Genomic DNA, 22,991 nt, shown 5'->3' with positions numbered 1-22,991 from the left:
TGCCTTGGCAAGACCGACAATCACGCTTGTCCAAAAAATGAACAACCCTGATTCCGACGCTTCCGGCCCGCGCATCCTGCGCCGAGGCCTGCGCATCCTGGGCGTGCTGCGCCAGGCGGGCGCCACGGGCCTGCATGTGGTCGACATCGCCCGCGAGGCCGGCATGCAGCGCTCGACGGTCTATCGGTATCTGGACGTGCTGGCCGACGAGGGCTATGCGGTGCGCGACGAAGGCGCGCCGCGCTGGCGCGTCGCCGAGGATGGCGCCGCGCCGGCGGCCGATCCTCATGCCGATGCGGTGCGGCAGCTGCGGCCGGTCCTGCGCGACATCAGCGACGTGACGGGCGACTCCGCCTTCCTGATCTGCCGCGCGGCCAACGACTCGCTGTGCCTGCATCGCGAGGTGGGCAACTATCCGGTGCAGGTGCTGGCGGTCACCATCGGCCATCGGCAGCCGCTGGGCGTGGGCGCGGCCGGGCTCGCCCTGCTGGCCGCGCTACCCGAAGACGAATGCGAGCAGATCGTGACGCAGAACGAGCGGGCGCTGCGGGCCTACGGCGGGATGACCGCCGAACAGATGCGGCGGCTGGTGCAGAACACCCGTCATCGCGGCTGGGCCGTGGTGGGCAACGCGGCTGTGCCGGGCGTGCTCGGCGTGGGTGTGCCGGTGCTGGATGCCGCCGGCTATCCGCGGCTGGCGGTCAGCGTCTCCAGCCTCATCGGGCGCATGCAGGCGCAGCGCCAGCGCACCGTCGCCGAGCTGATCCGCTCGCGGCTGGCGCGAGCGCAGACCGCGCGCTAGCGGCTCACGGCTCCGCCCGCCACAGTCTGCTCGGTCCAGCCGCCCCCGAGCGCCTTGTACAGATTGACCAGATTGGTCAGGCGCGCGAGACGCGTTTCGACCAGGGCCTGCTGCGAGGCGTACAGCGAGCGCTGCGAGTCGAGCACGCTCAGGTAGTTGTCGATGCCTTCCCGAAAGCGTTGATCCGACACGGTGTAGGCGCGCTGGTTGGCATCCACCAGCAGGCGCTGCGCACGGATCTGCTCTTCGAGCGTGGCGCGGCCGGCCAGACCGTCGGCAACCTCGCGAAAGCCCGCCTGGATGGCCCGCTCGTACTGCGCGACCTCGATGCGCTGGCGCAGCTTGGACACGTCGAGCGCCGCCACCAGCGAGCCGCCCGCGAACAGCGGCACCGAGATCTGGGGCATGAAGCTCCAGGCGCCACTGCCGGCGTCGAACAGGCCGCCCAGGCTGTTGCTGGCCGTGCCGGCCGAACCGGTGAGCGTGATGGTCGGGAAAAAGGCCGCGCGCGCCGCGCCGATGTTGGCGTTCGCGCCGCGCAGCGTATGCTCGGCCGCGCGGATATCGGGACGACGTTCGATCAGGTCCGAGGGCAGGCCCGCGGGCAGATCGGCGATCAGCACCCGGTCGGGCAGCTGGGTCGCGCCATCGAGCTCGGCCTGCAACGGCGCGGGCAAGGATTGGCCCACCAGCAGCACGAGCGCGTTCTTGTCCTGGGCGGCCTGGCGTGTGTACTGCGACAGGTTGCGCTCGGCCGTGCGCAGCGACACCTCGGCCTGGCTGAGATCGAGCTCGGTGGCGACGCCCAGATCGTAGCTCTGCTTGGTCAGATCGAACGAATTCTGCTGGGCCACGAGCGTGTCGCGCGTGAGCTTGAGCAGCTCCTGGTCGGCGCGCAGCGTGAAATAGACGATGGCCGTTTCCGCGACCAGCGACAACTGCGCCGCGTTGCGGGTTTCTTCCTGCGCGAAGTAGGTCTCGAGGGCTTGCTCCGACAGGCTGCGGATGCGGCCGAACAGATCGAGCTCCCACGAGGTGGTGGATGCGCCCACCTCGTAGCGGCGCGAGATCGCGGACTCGCCCGTCGTCGTGAGCGAACCGGGCGTGCGCTGGACCGTGCCGGTGCCGCCCACGCCCACGCCGGGCAGCAGGTCGGCGCGCTGGATGCGGTACTGCGCGCGCGCCACTTCGACGTTGAGCGCGGCCACGCGCAGATCGCGGTTGTTGGCCAGGCTCAGCGTGATGAGCTGCTGCAACAGCGGATCGTTGAAGAAGTCGCGCCAGCCCAGATCGGCGGCCGACATGGCGTTGGGATCACCGGGCTGGCCGTAGGCCGGGCCGGTGGGATAGGCGGCGTCGATGGGCGCGGCCGGGCGCTCGTAGGTCGGTGCCAGCGAGCAGCCGGCCAGCGCGCCAGCCAGCGAAAGCGACAGCAGAGTTCTCATGAGTGTCATTGCGGCTTGCCTCCGTGCGAGGCATCCGATTCGGCCGCCAGCGCGGCGTCGTGGGCTTCTTCTTCGGCGCGCAGCTCGCTCTGGCGGCGCACCTTGAAGAGGCGCAGGACGATCACGAAGAAGGCCGGAACAAAGAAGATGGCGAGGAAGGTGCCCGACAGCATGCCGCCGATCACGCCCGTGCCGATGGCATGGCGGCCGCCCGAGCCCGCGCCCGTGGAGATCGCCAGCGGGACCACGCCCAGGATGAAGGCGAGCGAGGTCATCAGGATCGGCCGCAGGCGCTGGCGTGCGGCGTGCACCGCGGACTCCACCAGGCTGGCGCCGGACTCATAGTGCTCTTTGGCGAACTCGACGATCAGGATGGCGTTTTTGGCCGCCAGCCCGATCGTGGTGAGCAAGCCCACCTGGAAGAACACGTCGTTGGACAAGCCCCGGCCCAGCGTGGCGGCGAGCGCCCCCAGCACCCCGAGCGGCACGACCAGCATCACCGAGGTCGGAATGCTCCAGCTCTCGTACAGCGCGGCCAGGCACAGGAACACCACGATCAGCGAGATCGCGTAGAGCGCCGGCGCCTGAGCGCCCGACAGCCGCTCCTCGAACGACAGGCCGGTCCAGTCATAGCCGATACCGGCAGGCAGGGTACTGGCGATGCGCTCCATCTCGGCCATGGCGTCGCCCGAGCTGTAGCCGGGTGCGGCCTGGCCTTGAATGTTGAACGACGGCACACCGTTATAGCGGTTGAGCTTCTGCGGGCCGTAGGTCCATTCGGCCGACGAGAAGGCCGAGAACGGCACCATGTCGCCCGAGCTGTTGCGCACGTACCATTTGTCGAGGTCTTCGGGCAGCATGCGCGCCGAGGCCTCGCCCTGCACGAACACCTTTTTCACGCGGCCGCGGTCGATGAAGTCGTTCACGTACGACGAGCCCCACGCCGTGGCGAGCGTGCTGTTGATGTCGGCGATCGACACGCCCAGCGCACGCGCCTTTTCGCGGTCGATATCGAGCTCGTACTGCGGAGCGTCTTCGATGCCGTTGGGGCGCACCGCGGCCAGGATCGGGCTCTGGCGCGCCTCGCCGAGCAGCTGATTGCGCGCGGCCAGCAGCTGGTCATGGCCCAGACCGGCGCGGTCCACCAGCTGGAAGTCGAAGCCCGAGGCGTTACCCAGCTCCATCACGGACGGCGGCGCGAACACGGCCACCTGCGCATCGCGGATGTTTTTCGCGAAGAAGGCATTGGCGCGCTGCGCCACGGCGCCGGCCCGCAGGTCGTCGCCACCGCGATCACCCCAGTCGCGCAGTTTCACGAACAGGATGGCGGCATTCTGGCCCCGGCCACCGAAGGAGAAGCCCGACACGGCGAACACCGAGGTGACCGCGTCCTTCTCGTCTTCGAGCAGGTACTTGACCGCCTTGTCGATGCTTTCGCGGGTGCGCTCGGCGGTCGCGCCGGCCGGTGCCTGGACCTGGGCGAACAGGATGCCCTGGTCTTCTTCGGGCAGGAACGCGGTCGGGATGCGCGTGAACATCCAGACCATGGCGACCAGCAACGCGAGATAGATCACCAGCAGACGCTTGGTGCGGTTCATGCTGCGCGACACGGTGTTCGCATAGCGCTCGCTCGAGCGGTCGAACATGCGGTTGAACCAGCCGAAGAAGCCCTTCTTGGTGCCGTGATGGCCCTTCGGAATCGGCTTGAGCAGCGTGGCGCACAGGGCCGGCGTGAACACGATGGCCACGACCACGGACAGCACCATGGACGAGACGATGGTGATCGAGAACTGGCGATAGATCACGCCCGTGGAGCCGCCGAAGAAGGCCATGGGCACGAACACCGCCGACAGCACCATCGCGATACCGACCAGTGCGCCGGTGATCTGCCCCATGGATTTGCGGGTCGCCGCCTTGGGACTGAGCCCCTCCTCGGCCATCACCCGCTCGACGTTCTCGACCACCACGATGGCATCGTCCACCAGCAGGCCGATGGCCAGCACCATGCCGAACATGGTGAGGGTGTTGATCGAGTAGCCGAACGCGGCGAGCACGCCGAAGGTGCCGAGCAGCACCACCGGCACCGCCAGGGTGGGAATCAGCGTGGCCCGGAAGTTCTGCAGGAACAGGTACATCACCAGGAACACGAGCAGCACCGCCTCGAACAGCGTGTGCACCACGCTCTCGATCGACAGGCTCACGAACGGCGTGGTGTCGTACGGATAGACGACCTCCATGCTGGGCGGGAAGAACGGCTTGAGGCTGTTGATCGTGTCGCGCACGGCCTGGGCGGTGTCGAGCGCGTTCGCGCCCGGCGCCAGCTTGATGGCCAGGCCGGCGGCCGGCTTGCCGTTGTAGTTACTGTCGATCGAGTAGGTCTGCGCGCCCAGTTCGATGCGCGCCACGTCGCGCAGGCGCACCTGCGAGCCGTTGGTGTCGACCTTGAGCAGGATCGCGCCGAAATCTTCCGGCGTCTGCAGGCGCGACGGGCCGATCACGGTGGCATTGAGCTGCTGGCCGCGCGCGGCCGGCAGGCCGCCCAGCTGACCGGCCGAGACCTGCACGTTCTGCTCGCGGATCGCGGCGGTGACATCCGCCGCGGTCAGGTTGAAATTGACGAGCTTGGACGGATCGAGCCAGATCCGCATGGCGTACGAGGCGCCGAAGAGCTGGAAGTCACCGACGCCCTTGGTGCGGCTGATCGGATCCTGCACGTACGAGGCCACGTAGTCGGCCAGGTCGGCGCGATCCAGCGAACCATCGGCGGAGACGAAGCCCGCCACGATCAGGAAGTTGCGCGTCGCCTTGGTGACCCGGATCCCCTGCTGCTGCACCTCTTGCGGCAGCAGCGGCTGCGCCACCGACAGCTTGTTCTGCACCTGCACCTGCGCCGTATCCGGATTGGTGCCCTGCGCGAACGTGAGCGTGATGCTCATGCTGCCGTCGGAGTTGCTCTCGGACGAGATGTATTGCAGGTTGTCGATGCCGTTCATCTGCTGCTCGATCACCTGCACCACCGTGTCCTGCACCGTCTGCGCGGAGGCGCCCGGGTAGGTCACGTTGATGGCGATCGAGGGCGGCGCGATGTTCGGATACTGCGCGACCGGCAAGCTCAGGATGGACAGCGCACCGGCCAGCATCAGCACGATGGCGATCACCCAGGCAAATACCGGCCTGTCGATAAAAAACTTTGCCATGCCTGGGTTTCCTTACTTTGCAGCCGCGTTTGCCGCTGCGTTTGCGCCGCCGGCGGCTTTGTCGGCGGCGGGCGCCGAGGCATCGGCCGGCGTGGCGTCCGCCGGCTTGGCTTCCGTCGCCGTCACTTCGACGCCGGGACGTGCGGACTGCAGACCTTCGACGATCACGCGGTCGCCCGCCTTCAGGCCATCGGTCACGAGCCATTGATCGCCGATAGCGCGGTCGGCGCTGATCTGACGCAGCTCGACCTTGTTTTCGGCATTGACCACCAGCGCCGTCGGCAGGCCGCGCTGACTGCGCGTCACGCCGCGCTGCGGCACGAGCAGGCCTTCGGCGGCCACGCCCTGCGCGAGCCGGGCGCGCACGAACATGCCCGGCAACAGCTGGCGATCGGGATTCGGGAACTCGGCGCGCAGAGTCACCGAGCCGGTGCCCGGGTCGACCGTGACTTCCGAGAACTGCAGCTTGCCTTCCTGCGCGTACTTCGTGCCGTCTTCGAGCGTGAGCGTCACGCGCGCTTCCTGGCCGTTGCTGCCCTGCTGCAGCAAGCCGCTGGCCATCGCGCTCTTCAGGCGCAGCAGCTGCACGCTCGACTGCGTGACGTCGACGTAGATCGGGTCGATCTGCTGGACCTGGGCGATGGCGTTGGTCTGGTTGGCGGTGACCAGCGCGCCTTCGGTCACGGCCGAACGACCGATGATGCCGTCGATCGGCGACAGCACCTTGGTGTAGACGAGATTGATGCGGGCCGTCTCGAGCGCCGCCTTGGCCGACAACACATCGGCATTGGCCTGGTCGCGGGTAGCCACGGCATCGTCGTAGGTCTGGCGGCTCACGGCACGGCTCTCGGTCAGCGGCTTGTAGCGCTGGACGAGCAGGTTGGCGGTGCGCAGCTGCGCCTGGACCCGGGCGAGCGCCGCCTGGCGGCTGTCGAACTCAGCTTGATAGAGCGAGGGATCGATCTGGTAGAGCTGCTGGCCCGCGCGCACCTCGCCGCCTTCGGTGAAAAGACGCTTCTGCACGATGCCACTGACCTGGGGCCGGACTTCGGCGTTGCGATAGGCGGAGGTCCGGCCGGGCAACTCGGTGGTCAGCGAAACGGGCTGCGTCTTGAGCGTGACGACGCTGACCTGCGGCTTGCCCGCCGCGGGCGGCGCTTCCTGCTTGCCGCAGGCGGCCAGAGCCAGTGCCAGGGCGGTTGCCGACAGCGCAAAGGCGCCGCGACGGACCAGATTCTTCTTTTTCATTCCGTGCATATCCCGAACAAAAATTTGTATTGCGCCGAAAGCGGGGGGGGGGGGGGGGGGTTTGCCCCCACGCTGCGCCTTCGGCTTGCTGCCCCCCGAGGGGGCTCCCTGCCTTGGGGCGGCCCGGCGGCAGGGTTGCCCCCACGCTGCGCCTTCGGCTTGCCGCCCCCCGAGGGGGGCTCGCCCCGCGGGTGATGCCTCTTTTTCCAACTTCTACGAGTGACAAGATGGGCATCTTTGCTGCATTGCAAAACGCCACATTGTCCGTTATCCCGCCCGAGAAACAAAGTGCGCTCAAGCGAAAACATCATTCCAAATATGGGACAATAATTCCGCCTGGACGCCCGTTGATGCCATCCCCGCAGCCGTCCTTCCGCCCTTCCCGAGTCCGCCATGAACACACGTTTGCAGGGCATGGAGCTGTTCGTCGAGGTCGCCAAGACCCGCAACTTCAGCCGTGCCGCCGAGAACCTGGGCATTCCCAAATCCACGCTGTCACGCCAGGTGGCCGAGCTCGAGCGTTCGGTCGGCCTGCAGCTGCTCGCGCGCACCACCCGCAAGGTGGAGCTCACGGCGGCAGGCCAGCTCTACTTCGAACGCTGCGAGCGCATCGTCGCCGAGGCGCAGGTGGTGCACGAAGAGCTGCAGAACCTGGTCGAGACCCCGTCGGGGCCGCTGCGCGTGAACATGCCGGCCGACTTCGGCACCGACTTCATGGCCGAAGCGTTCGTCGCGTTTTCGCAGAAGTACCCGGACGTGACGTTCTATCTGGACCAGGCCAGCCCGGAACACGCCAACCGCGTGTTCCAGACCTGCGACGTCTCGGTGGAGATCGGCGAACTGCCCGATTCGAACCAGATCGCGCGCCCGCTGGGCATGCTTCCGGCTTACCTGTACGCCTCGCCCGATTACCTGGCGCGCCATGGCGAACCGCGGCACCCCAGTGACCTGACCCGTCATGAGTGCCTGGAGTTCCGCGCCGGACGCGGCGGGCGCGTGACGCGCTGGCCTTTGCACAATGGCGAACGCCACATCGAGATCACGCCCGGCCATCGCTATTCGGTGAACAGCATCTCGATGTTGCGCAGCCTGACCAACCTGGGCGCCGGCATCGCCATCCTGGCGCCCGTGCGTGCCGTGCAGGCGGATCTGGAGAGCAGCCAGCTCAAACGCATCCTGCCCGACTGGCACGCGGGGCCGTTTCCGGTCTATGCCGTCACGGACACCCGTCTGCTGCCGGCCAAGACGCGGATCTTCATCGAGTTTTTGATGGAACGCCTGCGGCTCGCGCCGCTGGGCCAGGATAGCGCCAGCCTGTTCCCGTAGCGGGAACGCTGAAACCGGCTGAAATGATTGTGTGAGCGCGCGCGGCGGCGAAATGCGCCGCGCCGGACTCAGAAGCGCTCGTCTTCGCGCAGGTAGCGCCACTGCCCTTGCGGCAGATCGGCCAGATTGACGCGGCCGATGCGCACGCGCTTGAGTCCCACCACGCGCAGGCCGACCAGTTCGCACATGCGGCGGATCTGGCGCTTCTTGCCTTCGCGCAGTACGAAGCGCAACTGATCTTCGTTCTGCCACGACACCTGGGCCGGCCGCAGCGCCCGTCCGTCGAGCGACAGGCCGTGGTTGAGCAAGGCCAGGCCGCGGTCGTTCAGGTTGCCCTGCACCCGCACCAGATACTCCTTGTCGACCTCGGATTCTTCGCCGATGAGCTGGCGCGCGACGCGGCCGTCCTGCGTGAGGACCAGCAGGCCCTGCGAATCGATGTCGAGCCGCCCCGCGACCGCCAGGCCGCGCAACTGGCTGCGGTCGAAGCGCAGCGGCGAGCGGTCGCCCGCCCAGTGGTTACGCGCCTCGACCAGCGCCACGGCCGGCGTGTAGCCGTCCTCGGCCTGACCCGACACATAGCCGATGGGCTTGTTGATCAGAATGGTGACGCGCGCGGTCTGCTGCGCGCGCGCGGCGCGTTCGAGCGTGATGACCTGATTGGGGAAGGCCTTGGCGCCGAGCTCGGACACCACCTCGCCATCGACCCGCACCCAGCCGCGTTCGATATAGCTGTCGGCCTCGCGGCGCGAACAGAGCCCCCGCTCGGACATGAGCTTGGAGATACGTACTTTTTCCATGGGCGCTATTGTAAGCGCGCCGGGCCGCCCGCACCTCGCCGGCCGCACCTGGCCGGCCGCACCCGCCCCACCGCGGGAGACTTGGCATAATACGCAGCCATGACGCTTCCGCTGCACAACTCTCCTCCGCTGGCCGACGGCTGGCTCCGTCACTGCCCTCCCGTGTGCGATGCGCTGATGCGCCACTGGCTGATGCGGCCGGGCGCGCTCACGGCCGGTCTGCGTCAGGTGGGCCAGGTCCGCCTGCGCGTGACGGGTGAATACGCGCAAGGCGCCCTGCCCGACGAGGCGCGCGCCATGCACATCGCCCCCGGCACGCCCGTGTGGGTGCGCGAGGTCCTGATGTCGGTCGATGGGGTGGACAGCGTGCCGGCGCGCAGCCTCGCGCCGCTCACCGCTTCGCACGGCGCCTGGCAGGGCATGCGGCGCCTGTCGACACGGCCGCTGGCCGATATGCTCTATCACGATCGCACCGTCACGCGGTCGCCGTTCGCCGTGCGCCGGCTGGCCGCGCCCGTGCCTTTTTTCCAGAGCCTGCAGGGACTGCTCGACGCGCAGCATGGTGAACACGCCGCGCGTCATCTCTGGGCGCGCCGCTCGGTATTCTGGCGCGCGGGCCAGCCGCTGTTGGTGGCGGAGTGTTTTCTGCCCGGCTTCTGGCCCGTGGCGGCCGCGAGCAATCCCTTCCCGCCGCTCAAGCGCCACGTCATCCGCCGCGGCTAGCCGCCAGCGCCGGCGGCAAATCTGCCTGGCCGACGCCGGTCGATCCGGCGCTCAGCGCCAGATCTCGGGCTCGATCGTGACCTGACCGAGCGCGCCCGACATATACAGCACGCCATCCGAAATATTGGCGTGCAGCTGCATCGAGCGTTCGGTGAGCGCCGCCAGCGCGTTGGTCTGGCCCGAGGGCAGATTGATCACCCGCAGATTGCGCGCGCGGTCGACCTTGTTGCGGATGCCATCCCACCAGATCTGCGAGGCATGGCCGCCGTAGCAATAGATCACCACCGAGTCGGCGCGGCCACAGGCGCGCAGCACACGGCGCTCTTCGGGCTGGCCGACCTCGATCCACTGCTCGATCGCGCCGGTCAGGTCCTTGCGCCAGAGATCGGGCTCGTCGGTGTCGCTCAGGCCTTTGGTGAAGGCCAGCTCGTCGTGCGCGTTCAGGGCAAAGGCCGCCACCCGCACCATCATGCGCTCGTCCGTCTCCGAAGGATGCCGGGCGATCGTGAGCTGATGGCTGCCGTAGTAATTGCGATCGGTATCGGCGACGTGCAGGTCGGCCTTGTAGATGGTGGCGCGCAGGGCCATGGGATAGAACTTCCTCGAAAGACGAAACTGGGCGGCAGTGTAACGCGAGCCGCCGCGTTACACTGCCGGCGCGCTGCTTCTGTCGGATCCCACACCATGACCACGACCACCGCTCTCATCGCCTTCGCGCTTGCCGCAGGCATCCTCACGATCACGCCTGGGCTGGACACGGCCCTCGTGCTGCGCACCAGCGTCATCGAGGGCGCACGCCGCGCACTGATGGCGGGCCTGGGCATCTGTGCCGGCTGCCTGGTGTGGGGCACCGGCGCGGCGCTGGGTCTGGGCTCGCTGCTCGCCATGTCCACGCTGGCCTACGACATCCTGCGCATCGGCGCCGCGATCTATCTCTGCTATCTCGGCGCACGGCTGTTGTGGCGCACCCGGCAGGCCGCCCCGTCCGCATCGGCACGGGCCCCGGCGGGCGAGCTGGCAATCGGAGACCCCGCGGCCGCTACGGCGAGGGCGGCGGGTGCGCCCGCCGCGGGATCGCCCGCCGCCGGGTCGCCGGCCGCCGGAGCGCCGGCCGCGGGATCGCCCGCCGCCGGATCGCCCGCCGCCCCTGTCTCCCCCGTCGCCCACGACACCACGGCGATGGGCTGGTTTCTGCGGGGCTGCCTCACCAACGTGCTCAATCCCAAGGTAGGGGTGTTCTACATCACCTTTCTGCCGCAGTTCATCCCGCAGGGCGCCGATGTGCTGCAGTTCAGCCTGCTCCTGGCCGTGTTGCACGCGGCCATGGGCGTGTTGTGGTTCGCCTTGCTGGTGGCCGCCACGCGTCCGGTGGCACGCTGGCTCGCCCGCCCGTCCGTGGCCCGCGGCCTCGATCGCCTCACGGGCGGCGTCTTCATCGCCTTCGGCCTGCGGCTGGCGCTCGAACGGCGCTGACGCGCCCCGCGGTGGTACAACGGCATGAGGCTGTCCTCCCGGAGACCCTCATGCCGCAGACCCTCGAAGTCGAATGGCGCGACGCTGTCGCGCGTGTCTGGCTCGCCCGCCCGGAATTGCGCAACGCGCTCGATCCGCGGCTCATCGCCGAGCTCACCGAAACCTTCATGACGCTCTCGCAGGACAACGCCGTGCGCGCCATCGTGCTGGGCGGCCGGGGCAAGGCTTTCTGCGCGGGCGCGGATCTGAACTGGATGCGCGCCAGCGCGCAGGCCGGCGAAGCCGAGAACCGCGACGACGCGCTGACGCTCGCCACGCTGCTGCAGACCATCGCCACCTGCCCCAAGCCCACCATCGCGCGCATTCACGGCCCGTGCATGGCCGGGGGCATGGGCCTGGCCGCGGCGTGCGACATCGCCATCGGCACGCCCGCGGCCCGTTTCGCCTTGAGCGAAGTTCGCCTGGGCCTCATCCCGGCCATGATCTCGCCCTACGTGCTGCGCGCCATCGGCGCGCGCGCGGCCAGCCGCTACTTTCTGACTGCCGAGGTCTTCGACAGCGAGACCGCGCGCCGGATCGGCTTGCTGCACGACTGGTGCGACGAAGACCAGCTCGACGTGCGCATCGAGCACCTGCTCGCGCAGTTCATGCAGGCGTCACCGGATGCGCTGGCGCAGACCAAGACGCTGATCCGCGAGGTGACGGGCCGGCCGCTCGCGGCAGAATTGCTCGAAGACACGGCAACGCGCATCGCGCGCCAGCGCGCCAGCGCGGACGGCCGCGAAGGCATGGCGGCCTTCCTGGAAAAACGGCGCCCGAATTGGGCGCCGTCGCAGGATGAATGAAGCTCGACGGCCCTGAGCCCGCCGCCATTGGCGGGCAGGCGCAGTGACCTCCGCCTAGTGCGTGTGCTCGTCGAGCACCAGATGGGCCAGGCCGCGCTCGGTGGCGACACCGATCTTGCGGCCGATGGGCAGCGTGGCCTTGGTTTCGATATGACCATACGGCAGGCCCGTGACGACCGGCACCTTGACCTCGCGGCGCAGCCACTTCACGACCTCGGGCATGTCGTAACCCTGGTCGTGCGGCGCGAGCCGATACTCGCTGAAGTGGCCCAGCACGATGGCCTTCTGGCGCGCCAGCACGCCCGCCTGATGCAACTGGATCAGCATGCGCTCGACGCGGTAGGGATGCTCGGCCACGTCTTCCAGGAACAGGATGCCACCGCGCACGCGCGGGAAATACGGCGTGCCCAGCAGCGCCACCAGGGTGGCGAGGTTGCCGCCCCACAGCACGCCGCGCGCATCGACCGGATCCGCGTCACGCGTCTCGAAGCTCAGGATCTCGAGTTCGCCGCGCATCAGTTCGCCGAACAGCGCGAGCGTCAGCTCGTCGGTTTTCTTCAGCCCGTAGTCGCGCACGGCCGTTACGCCGGAGTAGCTCTCGGCCCCGGTCTGCGCCAACAGCGCCAGATTGAAGGCGGTGAAGTCGCTCATGCCGACGAAGCGCTTGCCGCTGTCGGCCATGGCTTTCCAGTCGATCTCCGGCAACAGGCGCGTCAGGCCGTAGCCGCCGCGGGTTGCCATCACGATCGGATGCTTTTGTTTGATCGCCCGCGCTAGACCCGCCAGGCGTTGTTTGTCGGTGCCGGCGAAGCGCTGGTGCTGCGCCAGGGCGGCGCGGTCGACCGCCGTCTTGAAGCCTTCTGCGGCCAGGCGCTCGCGCGCCAGCTCGAGCTCGGCGGCGTCGCGCACGGCCGACGAGGGCGAGACCAGATAGATGCCCGAGGAGGGGGCGTGGTCGTGGACGCAGTCCGGACCGCAGGCGTGAGCATGATCGTGCTCATGCGCATCGCCGTGCTCATGATCATCGTCATGGCCGTGCAGCGTGTCGTGCTCGTGACGGGTGGCCGGCTGCCGGGAGGCGGCGGCCTTGCTGGAGCGTTTGGATTTCTGGGTCATGCGCGGGGTTCCCGGGATACTTTCTGGCGGCGTTGACGGAAGAAATCGCGCAGCATCTCGCCGCAGGGTTCCGCCAGCACGCCGCCCACGATGGAGGTGTGATGGTTCAGTTGAGCGACCGCGCCGACGTTCAGCACGCTGCCACAGGCGCCGGTCTTGGGGTCGTGCGCGCCGTAGACGATGCGGTCGAGCCGGGCATGCAGCATGGCGCCTATGCACATCACGCAGGGCTCGAGCGTGACGTACAGCGTGAGCCCCGGCAGCCGGTAGTTGGCCAGCCGTGCCGCGGTGGCACGCAACGCCACCACTTCGGCGTGCGCGGTCGGGTCGTGATCGATGATGGTGCGGTTGAAGCCGGTGCCCAGCACCTGGCCGCTGGCGTCGACCACCAGGGCCCCCACCGGCACTTCGCCGAGTGCCGCGGCCTGCTGCGCGAGCCCCAGCGCCTGGGCCATGAAGGCCTCGTCGCGCGCGGCCTGTTCGGCGTCGGCGGCGCTCACCTCGGGCTGCGCCACCGTGGCCGGGAGCAGATCCGACTCAGCCACCGTAGGCCCTCGACTTGAGCGAAAGATTGCCGGCCAGGGCCGTGAGCGCGGCCTCGAGCAGTTGGTAAAGCTCGGCTTCTTCGTCGTAGCGTGCGAAGTTCAGGTTGGACACCCGCCCCTGCTCCACGAAGCCCCAGGCCCGGCTGCGCTTGTCGCGGTGCTTCGGATCCCACACGCCGAAGGCGTAGCCATTGGCGCGCTTGATGAGCGAGAAGCACGGGATATCGGTATAGCCGTCGCCCACGAACACCATCTGGTCGAACGGCACGCGCAGGTGCTCCTGAGGCACCTTGCGGTTTACCTCGAAGGGCTTGTTGCGGAATTCCGTGCCGACCAGGCCTTTCTGGATGTGAAACAGGTAGCGCGTCTTGTCGGTAAAGCTCACGATCCGCCGGGGAAACGTGATGCCGCCGTCTTCGCCATAGACGAACTCCGATGCCCAGATGTCGGTGAACTCATGCGCGATCGGGGTGGAGCGCACGATATCGCCGATGCCGCTCGATATCAGATAGAACTCGAGCTGCACGCGCGGATGGCTGGCGCGCACCGCGGCCCGCAGGCGCGAAAACAGCGTCGTGACGCCCTCGTGCAGCGGCAGCCGCCGGCCCCAGTCCTGCAGGCGCTCGCGCGTGATGGGCCCGAGCGCGCCGCGCTGGCTGAGCTCGATCATCTTGTAGAGATAGGCCGGCACCGGATCCCAGTCGTCGCGCGTGAGCAGCGGATCGACCTCGTCTTTCCAGAACGACGCCGTATCGACGCCGATGCTGCCGAGAAAGCCGGTGGTGCTGTCCGGCGCGAGCGTATCGTCGAAATCGAATACCAGGGCGATGACGTCGGACATGTGGGAGCGCGGCGCGACCGCGGAAAATCGAATCAGGCGTCATTTTGCCTGATTGCGCCGGGCGGCGCTGCCGGGCGGCGCGCAAGAAAAAACGGGTGGCGCGCGGCGAACCGCGTACCACCCGTCTGCCGTGAGGCTGGCGCGAGGGCTCAGCGCACCGGCATCGGCGCGGTGGCCGGCGCCGGCGCCGTCATCGGCGCGGCGGGCGCGGCCGGCGTGCCCGGCGTGGCGGCCGGCACCGGAATCACGGTCTCGCGCAGCATGCCGCCGCCCTTCACGCTGCCTTGCGTGTTGGTCGGCGCATTCATCTGCGTGATGCAGTCCTGGCGCTGGCCGGCCGGCAGATTGTCGCAACGGCGGGTCTGGTTGGTTTCGTAGGCAGGCTCGTTGAGCGTGCCACGGCCCGATTCCTGGCGGGCCGCACCGGCCTCGCGCAGGCAGGTGGCGCGGTCCTGGCCGCTCGTGCCGCTGTTGCAGCGGGCGACTTCGCGGTCATAGGCGCTTTGCGCCGGACGCGGCGCGGTATTGGCGCTGGGGTCGGCGGCCTGGGCGGGCTGAACCATCCAGGTGGACGCCAGGGCCAGCGCGATCGCGCCGCCGGTGGTGCCCAGAATCGTGTACAGGCTGCTACGCATCGTGAACGGCTCCATGGTTTTCTCCTCTCGTGGCAGGGGTGACTGCCTCCCTTAGCAAGTTCCGGTCCCGGCCCGCGGCGCGGGTCCGGGCGCAGCCCTTGCGATCAAGATACGAAAAAGAGAAGACAGGCGGGCGACCGAATTGTTACAGCTCTGTCGAGTCGTAAAGCGGGGCGCCCGCCCTGCCCGGTTCAGGGTTCCTGATGCGGTTCGTTCGGCCCGATTTCGGCCGAGCGGTTACGGTAGACGGCGGCGCGCATCAGCAGCATGCCCGTGACCGGCGAGGTCAGGATCAGCAGGATGACGATCACGACTTCGTGAAAAACCGCGCGCGACGACAGATAGGAGAACACCAGCGCGGACGCGCCCAGCACGAAGCAGGCGCCCAGCGTGTTGCCCAGCGTGGGCGCGTGGATCCGGGCGTAGAAGTGGCCGAACCGCAACAGTCCGACCGCGCCCGTCAAAGCCAGGATGCCGCCCATGATGAGAAACAGGCTGGCCGGGACGGCGATCCACCAAGGGATTTCGGCTCCGATCATGGCTCGATCACCTCCCCGCGCAGCAGGAACTTGGCCAGCGCGGTCGAACCGACGAAGCCGAACAGCGCGATCAGCAGCGCGATGTCGAAATACACCCCGGTACCGGAGCGGATGCCGAATACCAGCATGATCAGCATGCCCTGGATATACATGGCATCCAGGCCGAGCACCCGGTCCTGGGCGGTCGGGCCCCGCACCACGCGCAGCGCCGCGCAGCCCATGGCAACGGCAAAGCACAGCAGCGCGAACGAGGCGGACCAGAAAAGCAGAACGTCCATTATTCGAATACCTCCTTGAGCGTGCGTTCGTAGCGGTTCTTGACCAGGTCGATCCACTCCTGCTCGTTCTGCAGGTCGAGCACGTGCAGGGTCATGTCGCCGCCCTCCGCGATATCGACCAGCACGGTGCCGGGGGTGTAGGTCAGGATGCAGGCCAGGAACGCGAGGCCATGCGGATCGCGCATCTCGAGCGGAATGGTGATGAAGCCCGGCGCCATCTCGGCGCGCGGCACCCAGATGAGCTTGGCCACCGACCAGTTCGAATGCACGATGTCGACCACGACCTTGCAGAACAGGCCGGGCAACAGCCAGAAGCGGCGCGGCTTGGCCCGCAACGGCCGCAGCCGGCTGGACGCCCAGCCGAGCCACAGCGCGAGCGCCAGACCCAGCAGCATCTGGCCCGCCGAGGCCGATTGGTTCAGCAGCAGCCACAGCACGAACATGCACAGCGGCAACAGCATTTTCAGGAAGGAGTCGCGCATCAGTTCACTCCTTCGAGGGGACGCACGGGCAGCTTGGACAGCACGGCGTCGATGTAGTGAGTGGGTTGATCCAGCGATTGCGCCGCTTGATCCAGATAGGCCGAAATCGGACCCGCGCCCGCGGCCAGCGCCACGCACAGCAGGATCAGCACGGCCACCGGGCCGGCCTCGAGCACGCGCAGACGCGGCGTGCTGCGGTCGTCGGAGGCCCAGAACACACGGATACCGGTGCGCGAGAGCGCCATCAGACCGGCCAGGCCGGACAGCAGCACGGCCGCCACCAGCAACCAGGCATCCATCGACGGCACCGCGGCCGAATCCGCCGCCGTGACGGCCGCAGACAGCAGCGAGAACTTGGCCACGAAGCCCGACAGCGGCGGCAGGCCCGTCACGAGCAGCGTGCAGGACACGAACGCCAGCCCCAGAAACGCCATCGCCGCGGGAATCGCCACGCCGACCACGTCGTCGGATTTGTTGGGCGTGGACGGGTCGTCGAGATCGAAGACGTCCATCGTGATGGCCAGCACGTTGGCCCCGAAGGTGCGGGTGCGCTCGATCAGCTCGATCAGCAGGAACAGCGCGCCGGTCGCGAGCACCGAGCTCACCAGATAGAACAGCGCCGGACCCGTGAGCGCGACGCCGGGCATGCCGAGCGCGGTCAGCAGCGTGCCGGCGGACACGATCACGCAGTAGCCGGCCAGCTTCTCGAGGCCCTGGGTCGACAGCAGGCCGATACCGCCGAACAGCAGCGTGGCCAGGCCGACCGCGAACATCCAGTCCAGGCTGAAGGCCGACGGCGCGCCCGTGGGCAGCAGCAGCGAGCCGATGCGCAGCAGCGAATAGATGCCGACCTTGGTCATGATCGAGAACATCGCGGCCACCGGCGCGCACGCCGAGCCGTAGCCGCGCACCAGCCAGAAGTTCAGCGGCCAGGCCCCGGCCTTGACCAGGAACGCCACCCCCAGGATCGCGCACCCCGCCTCGAACATGCTGCGGTCATTGCCCGTCAGCGTGCCGGCGCGCACGGCCAGATCGGCCATGTTGAGCGTGCCGGTCACGCCGTAGATCAGCGCGATGCTGATCAGCAGCAGGAACGACGCCACCAGATTCACGGCGATGTATTGCAGGCCCGCGCTGACGCGTGCCACGCCCGAGCCGTGCAGCATCAGGCCGTACGACGCGGCCAGCAGCACCTCGAAGAACACGAACAGGTTGAACAGGTCGCCGGTCAGGAAGGCGCCGTTCAGCCCCATCAGCAGGAACTGGAACAACGAATGAAAGTGCACCCCGGCGCGATCCCAGCGCGACAGCGAGTAGATCAGCGTGGCCAGGCCGAGCACGCCGGTGAGCGTGAGCATCACGGCCGCGAGACGGTCGACCACCAGCACGATGCCGAACGGCGCGGGCCAGTCGCCCGGCAGATAGACGCCGATGCCTTCGGGCCAGGCGCCGAGCGCGCCGCCCGCCATGGCCAGCAGCGCGATCGCGCTGCCCAGCTGTATCAGCGTGGATAAGACCGCGATGCCGGCGCGGACACGGCGACGCGTGTCGGCCAGCAGCAGCATGATCGCGCCCGCGATCAGCGGGACGGCAATGGGGTAAATGGGAAGATGTTGCTGCCAATCAATCAAGATTCAGGCTCCCGGCCGTCGACGTGGTCGGTGCCCGTCAGCCCGCGCGAAGCGAGCAGCACCACGAGAAACAATGCGGTCGTTGCGAAACCGATCACGATGGCCGTCAGCACCAGGGCCTGCGGCAGCGGATCGGCGTAGAGGCTCGGATCGGCCGGCACGCCATTCTCGAGCACGGGCGGACGGCCCACGGTGAGCCGGCCCATGCTGAAGATGAAGAGGTTGACCGCATAAGAGAGCAACGACAGCCCCATGATGACCTGGAAGGTCCGGGGCCGCAGCAGCAGCCACACCCCGGATCCGGTCAGGACGCCGATCGCCAGCGCATATATCCATTCCATGTTCAAGCTCCTTCGGGCTGGGGTGCCGCGCCGCCCGCGGCGGGCAGGTCCACGGCAGCCTCGTCTTCGGCCTCGGCTTCGGCGGCCGCGCGGCGTTGTGCACGCAGCGATTGGTGAGCGAGCGCCACCAGCACCAGCACGGTCGCGCCCACCACCAGCATGTAGACGCCCAGATCGAACAGCAGCACGCTCGACAGATGCAGGTGACCGACCAGCGGCACATGCACGTCCCAGGCCAGCGCCGACAGGAACGGCCGCAGCGCGAACCACGACGACATCGCCGCGATCCCCGCCGCCGCCAGCCCCAGGCCGACCCAGTGCTGCGGGTTCAGGCGGCTGCGCGACTCGACCCAGTACACGCCGCCCACGATGTATTGCAGGATGATGGAGGTAGCCATGACCAGCCCGCCGACGAAGCCGCCGCCCGGCAGGTTGTGACCACGCAGCAGCAGATAGACCGACACCAGCACCGCCACCGGCAGCAGCATGCGCACCAGCACGGCGGGCACGCGCATCTGGCCTTCGGGCAGCGGCGCCTTGATGTCGGGCGGCAGCAGCGCCGCGCGGCCATCCTGCTCGAGCTGCTGACGCGGCAGTTCCACGCTCTCCTGCGCCGGACGGAACCGCCGCAGCAGCGCGTAAACCGTGAGCGCCACGATGCCCAGCACGGTGATCTCGCCCAGCGTATCGAAGCCGCGGAAGTCCACCAGGATCACGTTCACCACGTTGGTGCCGCCGCCCTCGGGCAAGGCCTGCTCCAGGAAGAACGACGAGATCGTGTCGCCGATCGGACGCGTGAGCATCGCGTAGGTGATCGCGGTCAGGCTGACGCCGGCCACACCGGCGACCAGCAGGTCGCGCAGGCGGCGCGCCCGTGCCTTCAGGCCCGGACGGTCGTCATCGGTGCCGGCCAGCATCCGGCGCGGCAGCCAGCGCAGGCCCAGCAGCAACAGCACCACGGTCACGACCTCGACCGCCAGCTGCGTGAGCGCCAGGTCGGGCGCCGAAAACCACACGAAGGTCAGGCAGGTCATGAGACCGGCGCCGCCCGACAGCGTGAGCGCGGCCAGCCGGTGGTACTTGGCCTGGTAGGCCGCGCCCAGCGCGCAGCCGCCACCCACCAGCCAGAGAATGAGAAACACCGGATCTGCGGGCGTGCGCGGACCGTCGCCCGAGAGCCAGCCGCCCACCCGCAGCGGCAGCCAGGCCACCGCGAGGGTTCCAATCACGATCACCAGCATCTGCACCTGCAGGCGCGACGAGGCCAGCACGCGGACCGCCCGGCTCGCCAGGACGGAGGCCGAGTCGACCAGATACTCGAAGCTGCGGCGGCCGTCGAAGCGATAGATGAACGGCACGCGGCCCGGGTGATTGCGCTGGTGCGCACGCAGCACCAGATAGAGGGCGATGCCCACCATCAGCGCGACGAAGCTCATCGCCAGCGGCAGATTGAAGCCGTGCCAGACGGCCAGGCTGTACTCCGGCATGCGCTCGCCCAGGATGCTCTGCGCCGCCAGGTGCAGGAACGGCCCGACGGTAAGGCCGGGAATGATGCCCACGATCAAACAGATCATGACCAGCAGACCGCTCGGGAACAGCATCCAGCGCGGCGGCTCGTGCGGCGCGCGCGGCAGGTCGGTGGCGGGCGGGCCGAAGAACACCTGCAGGATGAAGCGCAGGGAATAAGTCACCGAGAACGCGCCGGCCACGGTGGCCAGCAGCGGCAGGCCGATTTCGAGCGCGCGATCGCCCGAGATGAAGGTGGTTTCGGCGAAGAACATCTCTTTGGAGATGAAGCCGTTCATCAGCGGCACGCCCGCCATGGACGCGGCCGCCACCATGGCCAGCGTGGCCGTGATCGGCATCGCCTTGTACAGGCCCGACAGGCGGGTCATGTCGCGCGTGCCGGTTTCGTGGTCGACGATGCCGGCCGCCATGAAGAGCGAGGCCTTGAACGTGGCATGGTTGACCATGTGGAAGATCGCGGCCACCAGGCCGAGCGTGCTGTTCAGGCCGAGCAGCAGCGTGATGAGGCCGAGATGGCTGATGGTGGAGTACGCCAGCACTCCTTTCATGTCACGCTGGAAAATGGCCGCGTAGGCACCCAGGACCAGCGTGATCGCCCCGGCGCCGCCGATGACCCAGAACCACTCTTCGGTGCCCGCGAGCACCGGCCAGAAACGCGCCAGCAGAAACACCCCGGCCTTCACCATCGTGGCCGAGTGCAGATAGGCCGAGACCGGCGTGGGCGCCGCCATGGCGTTGGGCAGCCAGAACTGGAACGGAAACTGGGCGCTCTTGGTCAGGGCGCCCAGCGCCACCAGGGCAAGCACGGCGGGATACCAGGGATCCGCGCGGACCAGATCGCCCGAGGCCAGCACCCGATCCATGTCGTAGCTGCCGACGATATGGCCGAGGATCAGCACGCCGGCCAGCAGGCAGAGGCCGCCCGCGCCCGTGATGGTGAGCGCCATGCGGGCGCCGCGGCGGGCGTCGGCCCGGTGATGCCAGTAGGCGATCAGCATGAACGAGGCCAGGCTGGTCATTTCCCAGAACATCACCAGCTGGATCAGGTTGCCGGAGAGCACCACGCCCAGCATCGCGGCCATGAAGGCCTGGAAGAAGGAGAAGAAACGCGGGACCGGGTCCTCGGGCGACATGTAGTAGCGCGCATACAGCACCACCAGCGTGCCCATGAGCGACACGATCAGCGAGAACAGCCAGGCGTAGCCGTCCATGCGCAGCGAGAACTGCAGGCCGAGCGCGGGGGCCCATTCGAAGTTCGCACGTACCACCTCGCCGGCCGCGATCTGGGGATACAGGCTGGCCACCAGGACGGTACAGACCAGCGCCGTGATGCCGGCCAGCCAGGATTCCGCATTGCGGGCGTTGGTTGGCAGCAAAGCGGCGCACAGACTGCCGATGAACGGCAGAGCGAGGATGAGAATCAGCGACATGGCGCTCCGGGGAAAATCCGGCTCCAGACGGCGTGGCGTGCACCGCGAGAGCATGAAGCCAGGGATGGCAGTCGGTAAATCCCTGGCACGAGACCACGCAACCGCCCACCGCCGGCCCCCGGCAGGGGCAGGCACCGCCCGCGGACGCGCCGCTGCGGCGACAGGATACGACAAGGGTTTCGGCGGAAAGCGCCAGGAATTCTTACGTGAAAAATATCAGATTCTTGTAAGTTGTGCACGGATAGCAGCCAATCGCTGCGGGATGCGCACCGATTCCCGCAAGAATCGAACAAGCGAATGACAGTGGATTGACAGCCCATTTCGGCACTCGGAATGTGTCAAATTCGCCCAACGTCGCTTTATTTCGCTCAGCTTACAAAAAGCTGGCCGGCGCAAGCGCGAAACCGGTGCCACCAGGCGGCAGATTGAGGGACGGAAAAGACCGGTTTTGCCGGCTTGATCGGGCTTTCGAAGGCGGCCCGCCCGCAGCGTCGGACCGGTTCCCGGGCCAGCTTCCCCGGCCCCCGCGGCTCAGTATGGCGTCGCACCACCGCCGGGTCCATCCCGCCCTGTTTGTTGCGCTGCGGGTAGATACCCATATCGGGGACACCGCTTTTTCGCTGCAATGGCGCTCCCGCGACCTGCGGACACGTGCCCCCGCGACCCGGCGGGCGCAACAACCCACGGCCAGCCGGCAGACAGACCGGACCCGTACCGAGGAGAGATGTCGAATGAAGTTGCCCAAGCTCAAGTTGCTGCTCGGCGCCGTCCTGGCGAGCACCTGCGTCATGGCTGGCGCCCAGGCCAAGTATCCCGACCGCCCGATCCGCCTCATCGTGCCGTTCGCGGCCGGCGGCACCACGGATATCGTGGCCCGGATCGTCGCCGAGGGCCTCGGCCGTGAGCTCGGCCAGGCCGTGGTGGTCGAAAACCGCGGTGGCGGCGGCGGCGCGATCGGCGCCGAAGCGCTCGCGCGGGCGAGCAACGACGGTTACACCCTGGGCATGGCCACGGTCAGCACCATGGCGACGAACCCGGCCACCAATCCCGCCACCCCGTACAACCCGCTCAAGGACTTCACGCCCATCATCAATCTGGTGAATGTGCCGAACGTGCTGACGGTCAATCCCAAGGTGCCCGCCGAGAACCTGCAGGCGTTCATCGCCCTGCTCAAGGCCAACCCGGGCAAATACAGCTACGCCTCGGCCGGCACCGGCGGCATCTCGCACCTGGATGGCGAGCTGTTCAAATCGCTGACCGGCACGGACATGATCCACGTGCCGTACCGCGGATCGGGCCCGGGCCTGAACGATACGATCGCCGGGCAGGTGAGCGCCCAGTTCGACAACCTGCCCTCTTCCATGCCGCACATCCAGGCGGGCAAGCTGCGCGCGCTGGCGGTGGCATCCACCGAACGCGTGAAGGGCGTGGACGCACCGACCTTCGCCGAGGCCGGCCTGCCCGCCATGAACAACATGGCCTGGTACGGACTGGTGGCGCCGGCCGGTGTGCCCGCCGACGTGGTCGCCCGCGTGCACGACGCGGCGGTCAAGGCGCTCAAGGATCCCAAGACGGCCCAGCGTCTGATCGATGGCGGCTCGTTCATCGACGGCGGCAGCTCGCAGGATTACGCGGCGCTCATCAAGCGCGAACTCGAACTGCGCCAGAAGATCGCGCGCGAGCAGAACATCAAGCTCACGCAGTAAATGAAACGGCGCGGGCCGCCTGCTGGCGGCCCGCGGCCATAAGCTTTCGACGGCGGCACGT

At 68.1% G+C, this 22,991-nt stretch carries 21 protein-coding genes; 6 read left to right on the top strand and 15 right to left on the bottom strand.

Annotated features, from left to right (window positions below; all coding sequences use genetic code 11):
* Positions 1-37: 37 nt before the first annotated feature.
* Positions 38-802 carry an IclR family transcriptional regulator gene (locus tag CAL25_RS07945; RefSeq protein WP_094799387.1) on the top strand — a complete coding sequence of 255 codons (765 nt, stop codon included), beginning with the start codon at positions 38-40 and terminating at the stop codon, positions 800-802.
* Here CAL25_RS07945 and adeC read toward each other — a convergent pair.
* From adeC to CAL25_RS07930, 3 genes are read right to left on the bottom strand one after another with little or no spacing between them, the layout of a single operon-like run.
* Entirely contained in the window at positions 799-2,256 is a 1,458-nt protein-coding gene (gene adeC, locus CAL25_RS07940) for an AdeC/AdeK/OprM family multidrug efflux complex outer membrane factor (protein WP_094799386.1), read from the bottom strand. The genes CAL25_RS07945 and adeC overlap by 4 nt on opposite strands.
* Positions 2,253-5,444: an efflux RND transporter permease subunit gene (locus tag CAL25_RS07935; RefSeq protein WP_094799385.1), complete on the bottom strand. Its 3,192-nt coding sequence runs from the start codon at positions 5,442-5,444 to the stop codon at positions 2,253-2,255. Before CAL25_RS07935 ends, adeC begins: the two co-directional genes overlap by 4 nt.
* A gap of 12 nt (positions 5,445-5,456) precedes the next feature.
* On the bottom strand, positions 5,457-6,692 hold the full coding sequence (locus CAL25_RS07930) for an efflux RND transporter periplasmic adaptor subunit (protein WP_094799384.1): 1,236 nt from the start codon (positions 6,690-6,692) through the stop codon (positions 5,457-5,459).
* A 414-nt stretch (positions 6,693-7,106) separates the two neighbouring features.
* Here CAL25_RS07930 and CAL25_RS07925 point away from each other — a divergent pair, with 414 nt between their 5' ends.
* Complete coding sequence (locus CAL25_RS07925) at positions 7,107-8,018, top strand: LysR family transcriptional regulator (RefSeq protein WP_094799492.1); 912 nt, start codon at positions 7,107-7,109, stop codon at positions 8,016-8,018.
* A gap of 68 nt (positions 8,019-8,086) precedes the next feature.
* On the opposite strand, the gene CAL25_RS07920 is transcribed toward CAL25_RS07925, so the two are convergent.
* Positions 8,087-8,818: a pseudouridine synthase gene (locus CAL25_RS07920; RefSeq protein ID WP_094799383.1), complete on the bottom strand. Its 732-nt coding sequence runs from the start codon at positions 8,816-8,818 to the stop codon at positions 8,087-8,089.
* 99 nt (positions 8,819-8,917) lie between these two features.
* Here CAL25_RS07920 and CAL25_RS07915 point away from each other — a divergent pair, with 99 nt between their 5' ends.
* Entirely contained in the window at positions 8,918-9,541 is a 624-nt protein-coding gene (locus tag CAL25_RS07915) for a chorismate--pyruvate lyase family protein (protein ID WP_094799382.1), read from the top strand.
* A gap of 51 nt (positions 9,542-9,592) precedes the next feature.
* On the opposite strand, the gene CAL25_RS07910 is transcribed toward CAL25_RS07915, so the two are convergent.
* Complete coding sequence (locus CAL25_RS07910) at positions 9,593-10,129, bottom strand: YaeQ family protein (protein ID WP_094799381.1); 537 nt, start codon at positions 10,127-10,129, stop codon at positions 9,593-9,595.
* A gap of 96 nt (positions 10,130-10,225) precedes the next feature.
* On the opposite strand from CAL25_RS07910, the gene CAL25_RS07905 reads away from it, so the two are divergent.
* Complete coding sequence (locus CAL25_RS07905; RefSeq protein WP_094799380.1) at positions 10,226-11,014, top strand: LysE family translocator; 789 nt, start codon at positions 10,226-10,228, stop codon at positions 11,012-11,014.
* A 50-nt stretch (positions 11,015-11,064) separates the two neighbouring features.
* The gene (locus tag CAL25_RS07900) at positions 11,065-11,859 is read left to right on the top strand and encodes an enoyl-CoA hydratase/isomerase family protein (protein ID WP_094799379.1); all 795 of its coding nucleotides are present in this window, start codon (positions 11,065-11,067) and stop codon (positions 11,857-11,859) included.
* Between the two features lie 54 nt (positions 11,860-11,913).
* Here CAL25_RS07900 and CAL25_RS07895 read toward each other — a convergent pair whose 3' ends face one another.
* From CAL25_RS07895 to CAL25_RS07850, 10 genes are all read right to left on the bottom strand, one after another.
* Positions 11,914-12,975 (bottom strand): LD-carboxypeptidase, encoded by a 1,062-nt coding sequence (locus CAL25_RS07895; protein ID WP_094799378.1) that lies wholly within the window; start codon positions 12,973-12,975, stop codon positions 11,914-11,916.
* Positions 12,972-13,475 carry a tRNA adenosine(34) deaminase TadA gene (tadA, locus tag CAL25_RS07890; RefSeq protein ID WP_283162759.1) on the bottom strand — a complete coding sequence of 168 codons (504 nt, stop codon included), beginning with the start codon at positions 13,473-13,475 and terminating at the stop codon, positions 12,972-12,974. Before tadA ends, CAL25_RS07895 begins: the two co-directional genes overlap by 4 nt.
* 37 nt (positions 13,476-13,512) lie before the next feature.
* A complete protein-coding gene (locus tag CAL25_RS07885) occupies positions 13,513-14,361 on the bottom strand; it encodes a haloacid dehalogenase-like hydrolase (RefSeq protein WP_094799376.1) in 849 nt (282 codons plus the stop codon).
* A gap of 149 nt (positions 14,362-14,510) precedes the next feature.
* Positions 14,511-15,011 carry a hypothetical protein gene (locus tag CAL25_RS07880; RefSeq protein ID WP_432759228.1) on the bottom strand — a complete coding sequence of 167 codons (501 nt, stop codon included), beginning with the start codon at positions 15,009-15,011 and terminating at the stop codon, positions 14,511-14,513.
* Between the two features lie 176 nt (positions 15,012-15,187).
* Entirely contained in the window at positions 15,188-15,535 is a 348-nt protein-coding gene (mnhG, locus tag CAL25_RS07875; RefSeq protein WP_094799375.1) for a monovalent cation/H(+) antiporter subunit G, read from the bottom strand.
* The gene (locus CAL25_RS07870) at positions 15,532-15,813 is read right to left on the bottom strand and encodes a K+/H+ antiporter subunit F (protein ID WP_170948428.1); all 282 of its coding nucleotides are present in this window, start codon (positions 15,811-15,813) and stop codon (positions 15,532-15,534) included. The genes mnhG and CAL25_RS07870 overlap by 4 nt, the downstream gene beginning before the upstream one ends.
* The gene (locus CAL25_RS07865; RefSeq protein WP_249278995.1) at positions 15,813-16,298 is read right to left on the bottom strand and encodes a Na+/H+ antiporter subunit E; all 486 of its coding nucleotides are present in this window, start codon (positions 16,296-16,298) and stop codon (positions 15,813-15,815) included. The genes CAL25_RS07870 and CAL25_RS07865 overlap by 1 nt, the downstream gene beginning before the upstream one ends.
* Positions 16,295-17,926, bottom strand: coding sequence for a monovalent cation/H+ antiporter subunit D (locus CAL25_RS07860; RefSeq protein ID WP_094799373.1), 1,632 nt, complete (start codon positions 17,924-17,926; stop codon positions 16,295-16,297). The genes CAL25_RS07865 and CAL25_RS07860 overlap by 4 nt, the downstream gene beginning before the upstream one ends.
* Positions 17,923-18,267 carry a Na+/H+ antiporter subunit C gene (locus CAL25_RS07855; protein WP_094799372.1) on the bottom strand — a complete coding sequence of 115 codons (345 nt, stop codon included), beginning with the start codon at positions 18,265-18,267 and terminating at the stop codon, positions 17,923-17,925. The genes CAL25_RS07860 and CAL25_RS07855 overlap by 4 nt, the downstream gene beginning before the upstream one ends.
* A gap of 2 nt (positions 18,268-18,269) precedes the next feature.
* On the bottom strand, positions 18,270-21,224 hold the full coding sequence (locus tag CAL25_RS07850) for a monovalent cation/H+ antiporter subunit A (RefSeq protein ID WP_094799371.1): 2,955 nt from the start codon (positions 21,222-21,224) through the stop codon (positions 18,270-18,272).
* 788 nt (positions 21,225-22,012) lie between these two features.
* Between CAL25_RS07850 and CAL25_RS07845 the strand changes: the two genes are divergently transcribed.
* Entirely contained in the window at positions 22,013-22,930 is a 918-nt protein-coding gene (locus CAL25_RS07845) for a tripartite tricarboxylate transporter substrate binding protein BugE (RefSeq protein WP_249278994.1), read from the top strand.
* Positions 22,931-22,991 lie beyond the last annotated feature (61 nt).

Origin of the sequence: Bordetella genomosp. 5, assembly GCF_002261315.1 — a bacterium.
Lineage (GTDB): Bacteria > Pseudomonadota > Gammaproteobacteria > Burkholderiales > Burkholderiaceae_B > Bordetella.
Note: the sequence above shows the minus strand (reverse complement) of the source record. Positions and strands in the feature narration are given on the sequence as shown.

What these genes read in the sequence shown, in the direction of transcription:
- CAL25_RS07900 (WP_094799379.1), top strand. Translation starts at nt 11,065, where the DNA reads ATGCCGCAGACCCTCGAAGTCGAATGGCGCGACGCTGTCGCGCGTGTC.
- CAL25_RS07945 (WP_094799387.1), top strand. Translation starts at nt 38, where the DNA reads ATGAACAACCCTGATTCCGACGCTTCCGGCCCGCGCATCCTGCGCCGA.
- CAL25_RS07845 (WP_249278994.1), top strand. Translation starts at nt 22,013, where the DNA reads ATGGCTGGCGCCCAGGCCAAGTATCCCGACCGCCCGATCCGCCTCATC.
- CAL25_RS07880 (WP_432759228.1), bottom strand. Translation starts at nt 15,011, where the DNA reads ATGGAGCCGTTCACGATGCGTAGCAGCCTGTACACGATTCTGGGCACC.
- CAL25_RS07905 (WP_094799380.1), top strand. Translation starts at nt 10,226, where the DNA reads ATGACCACGACCACCGCTCTCATCGCCTTCGCGCTTGCCGCAGGCATC.
- CAL25_RS07855 (WP_094799372.1), bottom strand. Translation starts at nt 18,267, where the DNA reads ATGGAATGGATATATGCGCTGGCGATCGGCGTCCTGACCGGATCCGGG.
- CAL25_RS07870 (WP_170948428.1), bottom strand. Translation starts at nt 15,813, where the DNA reads ATGGACGTTCTGCTTTTCTGGTCCGCCTCGTTCGCGCTGCTGTGCTTT.
- CAL25_RS07930 (WP_094799384.1), bottom strand. Translation starts at nt 6,692, where the DNA reads ATGAAAAAGAAGAATCTGGTCCGTCGCGGCGCCTTTGCGCTGTCGGCA.
- CAL25_RS07910 (WP_094799381.1), bottom strand. Translation starts at nt 10,129, where the DNA reads ATGGCCCTGCGCGCCACCATCTACAAGGCCGACCTGCACGTCGCCGAT.
- CAL25_RS07915 (WP_094799382.1), top strand. Translation starts at nt 8,918, where the DNA reads ATGACGCTTCCGCTGCACAACTCTCCTCCGCTGGCCGACGGCTGGCTC.
- CAL25_RS07895 (WP_094799378.1), bottom strand. Translation starts at nt 12,975, where the DNA reads ATGACCCAGAAATCCAAACGCTCCAGCAAGGCCGCCGCCTCCCGGCAG.
- CAL25_RS07850 (WP_094799371.1), bottom strand. Translation starts at nt 21,224, where the DNA reads ATGTCGCTGATTCTCATCCTCGCTCTGCCGTTCATCGGCAGTCTGTGC.
- CAL25_RS07925 (WP_094799492.1), top strand. Translation starts at nt 7,107, where the DNA reads ATGGAGCTGTTCGTCGAGGTCGCCAAGACCCGCAACTTCAGCCGTGCC.
- CAL25_RS07935 (WP_094799385.1), bottom strand. Translation starts at nt 5,444, where the DNA reads ATGGCAAAGTTTTTTATCGACAGGCCGGTATTTGCCTGGGTGATCGCC.
- adeC (WP_094799386.1), bottom strand. Translation starts at nt 2,256, where the DNA reads ATGACACTCATGAGAACTCTGCTGTCGCTTTCGCTGGCTGGCGCGCTG.
- CAL25_RS07920 (WP_094799383.1), bottom strand. Translation starts at nt 8,818, where the DNA reads ATGGAAAAAGTACGTATCTCCAAGCTCATGTCCGAGCGGGGGCTCTGT.
- mnhG (WP_094799375.1), bottom strand. Translation starts at nt 15,535, where the DNA reads ATGATCGGAGCCGAAATCCCTTGGTGGATCGCCGTCCCGGCCAGCCTG.
- CAL25_RS07885 (WP_094799376.1), bottom strand. Translation starts at nt 14,361, where the DNA reads ATGTCCGACGTCATCGCCCTGGTATTCGATTTCGACGATACGCTCGCG.